The sequence below is a fragment of the Streptomyces sp. PU-14G genome, assembly GCF_041028275.1.
Taxonomy (GTDB): domain Bacteria; phylum Actinomycetota; class Actinomycetes; order Streptomycetales; family Streptomycetaceae; genus Streptomyces.
The window spans coordinates 1-3,471 of sequence record NZ_JASKYT010000518.1 but is presented as its reverse complement, the minus strand read 5'-3'; the positions used below and the strand labels follow the sequence as shown (position 1 = coordinate 3,471).

Annotated in this window: 2 protein-coding genes and 1 pseudogene; 1 reads left to right on the top strand and 2 read right to left on the bottom strand. The window is 70.7% G+C overall.

Going from position 1 to position 3,471, the window contains the following annotated elements:
• Nucleotides 1–58 precede the first annotated feature (58 nt).
• Nucleotides 59–901 (bottom strand): nitrilase-related carbon-nitrogen hydrolase, encoded by an 843-nt coding sequence (locus AB8Z75_RS32650; RefSeq protein WP_369208395.1) that lies wholly within the window; start codon nucleotides 899–901, stop codon nucleotides 59–61.
• Between the two features lie 226 nt (nucleotides 902–1,127).
• Between AB8Z75_RS32650 and AB8Z75_RS32645 the strand changes: the two genes are divergently transcribed.
• Entirely contained in the window at nucleotides 1,128–2,726 is a 1,599-nt protein-coding gene (locus AB8Z75_RS32645) for an alpha/beta fold hydrolase (RefSeq protein WP_369208393.1), read from the top strand.
• Nucleotides 2,727–2,777: 51 nt separating this feature from the next.
• On the opposite strand, the pseudogene AB8Z75_RS32640 reads toward AB8Z75_RS32645, so the two are convergent.
• Nucleotides 2,778–3,471, bottom strand: a pseudogene (locus tag AB8Z75_RS32640) (hypothetical protein); the annotation flags it as partial.

Below are 3,471 nucleotides of genomic sequence, written 5' to 3'. Positions count from 1 at the left end.
GCGGAGACGGGGGGAGCGGTGGGGGCGGCGGAGTCCGCCGCGGCTCCGGGTTCAGGGGTCACGGCCGCACCAGCCCCTCGTAGGCGTCGGGCCGCCTGTCACGGTAGAAGGCCCACTGCTGCCGTACCTCGTCGATCATCCCCAGGTCGAGGTCGCGGACCAGCAGTTCCTCCTCCTGGTCCGAGGCGGTGTCACCGACGAACCGGCCGCGCGGGTCGACGAAGTAGCTGGTGCCGTAGAAGTCGTTGTCGCCGTATTCCTCGGTGCCCACGCGGTTGATGGCCGCGATGAAGTACGCGTTGGCGACGGCGGCAGCGGGCTGTTCGAGCTGCCACAGGTGGGAGGACAGACCGCGCGAGGTGGCCGAGGGGTTGTAGACGATCTGGGCGCCGGCCAGGCCCAGCGCGCGCCAGCCCTCGGGGAAGTGCCGGTCGTAGCAGATGGAGACGCCGACCTTTCCGACGGCGGTGTCGAAGACCGGCCAGCCCAGGTTGCCCGGGCGGAAGTAGTACTTCTCCCAGAAGCCCGGCAGTTGCGGGATGTGGTGCTTGCGGTAGGTGCCCAGGACGGTGCCGTCGGCGTCGATGACGGCGGCGGTGTTGTAGTAGAAGCCGGAGCCGTCCACCTCGAAGACCGGGGAGACGACCACCATGCCCGTCTCCCTGGCCAGTTCGGACATCCGGCGGGTGGTGGGCCCGCTGGGCACCGGCTCGGCCCACCGGTAGTGCTCCGGTTCCTGCACCTGGCAGAAGTAGGGGGCGTTGAAGACCTCTTGGAAGCCGATGATCCGCGCTCCTTGGCGGGCGGCCTCGCGGGCGTGCTTCTCATGTTTGGCGAGCATCGACTCGGTGTCGCCTGTCCAGGTCGCCTGCACCAGTGCGGCACGTACAACGTCGGGCATGAGCAGCTCCTTCGAAAGGGCGGCAGCCTGTTCGACACGCGTAGATATACGTGAGGTTGCGACCGTAAGTCCCCTTAGGGCGCGTGACAAGAACCCCGGCGGGGCGACCTGGGGGCCACCGTCTTAACCGCTCCGTGACCTACCGACGGGTTACCTTCGGTAGCCCGCCGTGGTTACTCTCCAGTCACTTTCCAGTCCGGGCCACCGATGACGTCTGGAGCCGTGCATGCGCCCCTCCCCCACCGCAGTGCGATACGCCTCGGTCCTCCTCGCCGGAACACTCGCCGCCACCGGCCTCACCCTCTCCCCCGCCGCCGCCCGACCCGCACCGGCCGCCGCCGACGCCCACGTCGCCGGGATCGACTTCGTCGACATCGAAGGCGACGGCGGCACCACCCTCAAGGCCAACGTCGCCCTGCCCGACGGCGCCTCCGCCGACTCGGCGCACACCTACCCGCTGATCGTGCTGCCCACCAGCTGGGGCCTGCCGCAGATCGAGTACCTCGCGCAGGCCAAGAAGCTCGCCGACACCGGCTACGTCGTCGTCAGCTACAACTCGCGCGGCTTTTGGCAGTCGGGCGGCGAGATCGAGGTCGGCGGCCCCGAGGACATCGCCGACGCCTCCCGCGTCATCGACTGGGCCCTCGCCCACACCCCCGCCGACGAGGACCGCGTCGGCATGGGCGGCGTCTCCTACGGCGCGGGCATCAGCCTGCTGGCGGCCGGCCACGACCCGCGCATCAAGGCCGTCACCGCGCTCAGCGGCTGGGCCGACCTCATCGGCTCCATCTACAGCGGCCGGACCCAGCACCTCCAGGCCGCCGGGCTGCTCGGCGGCGCGGGCGAGCTCACCGGACGTCCCAGCCCCGAACTGCGCCGGATCCTCGCGGACTTCCTCGCCTCCAACCTCGACAAGGAGGACGAGATGATCGCGTGGGGCGAGAAGCGCTCCCCCGCGACCTACCTCGACCGGATCAACGACAACGGCGCCGCCATCATGCTCGGCAACGCCTGGAACGACTCGATCTTCCCGCCCAACCAGTACGCCGACTTCTACGAGAAGCTGGACGGCCCCAAGCGGCTGGAGTTCCGCCCCGGCGACCACGCCACCCCCGAGGCGACCGGACTGCTCGGACTGCCCAACGACACCTGGTCGCACGCGCACGACTGGTTCGACCGCTACCTCAAGGGCGAGCGGAACGGCATCGACACCGAGCCCCCCGTCCAGCTCAAGTCCCGCTCGACGGGCGCCTACGAGGGCTACGAGAGCTGGAAGGAGGTCCCCTCGGGGAAGCGGACCGTCTCCCTCGGCGAGAAGAAGGAACTGCACACCGGCAAGGACTCCGGCGCAAACGGCGGCACGATGTTCCTGAGCGGCCTCCTCGACCAGTTCCTCAAGCTGCCGCCCGTCGTCAGCATGCCGCTGCTGCCGCGCTCACGGGCCGCCGTGTGGGAGACCGAGCGGTATGCGGAGGCCACCCCGGTGCGCGGCACGACGAAGCTGCACACCACCGTCACCAGCACCGCCGAGAGCGGCACCTTCTACGCCCACCTGTACGACGTGGGCCCCCTGGGCACCGGCAAGCTGATCACCCACGCCCCGCACACCTTCCACGACCGCACCCCCGGCGAGCCGTTCGCCGTGGACCTCGACCTCTTCTCCACCGCCTACGACGTGCCCAAGGGCCACAAACTCGCCGTCGTCGTCGACACGGTCGATCCCCTGTACGCCGAGTACAACCCGGACGGCGCCCGCCTGGACTTCACCTCTCCGGCCGGGGACCCCTCACGCGTGACGGTCCCGACGGGCACGCCTGAGGGGTGACGCGCCGGCCGTGAGCCGGGGGGCGGTCGTACGTGGCCGCCCCCGGCCGAGTCAGTCGGAGCCCACGCGGTGGTAGAGACGGCCGGAGCCCACAGCGCCCCGCGTGTCGGTGACGCGCACCTCACCGTCGCCGACGGCCGACACGGTCAGCGACCTGTCCGCCCCCCGGCAGGTCGCGCCCGGCTCCTCACGCGTGACCCGGCCGGGTCCGTACGTCAGCGTCGTGCCGTCGGCCGCGCCGAGCGTCCTCTCCCACTCGCAGGCAGCCCCCGAACCCCCGCCGGTCAACCGGAGGGTCGCCGAACCGACGGCCCCCCGGGCGAGCGTGAGGACACGCCCTCCGTCACCCTCGTCGGTCTCGCTCTCCCACCTGCCGGCCATCGCCGCCGGCACCGGTGCGGCCGGGTCGCCCACCCTGTGCAGCTTCGCGGAGAGCGAGCCCACCGGGTAAACCCATGACAACGAACCGTCACGGTGCAGCGTGAGCTTCTGCTCCCGGTACGGAACGCAGGGATCGGCGGCCGGATGACTCTCGGTGATCTCACTGGTGACGCGCATCCCCGCGGCGCCACCGTCGAACGCCACCAACGTGGCCTCGCCCTCACACATCATGCCCGCGCGGATGTTGACCGTCTTCGCGACGACCTCACCCGTCTCACCCTGCCGGATCTCGAAGCGGCGCGTGATCCTCGAACCGTCCGCGTCCCGCACCGTGCCCTGCCAGGCCCCCAGATACCCCCTCGGC

What these genes read in the sequence shown, in the direction of transcription:
- AB8Z75_RS32650 (WP_369208395.1), bottom strand. Translation starts at nt 901, where the DNA reads ATGCCCGACGTTGTACGTGCCGCACTGGTGCAGGCGACCTGGACAGGC.
- AB8Z75_RS32645 (WP_369208393.1), top strand. Translation starts at nt 1,128, where the DNA reads ATGCGCCCCTCCCCCACCGCAGTGCGATACGCCTCGGTCCTCCTCGCC.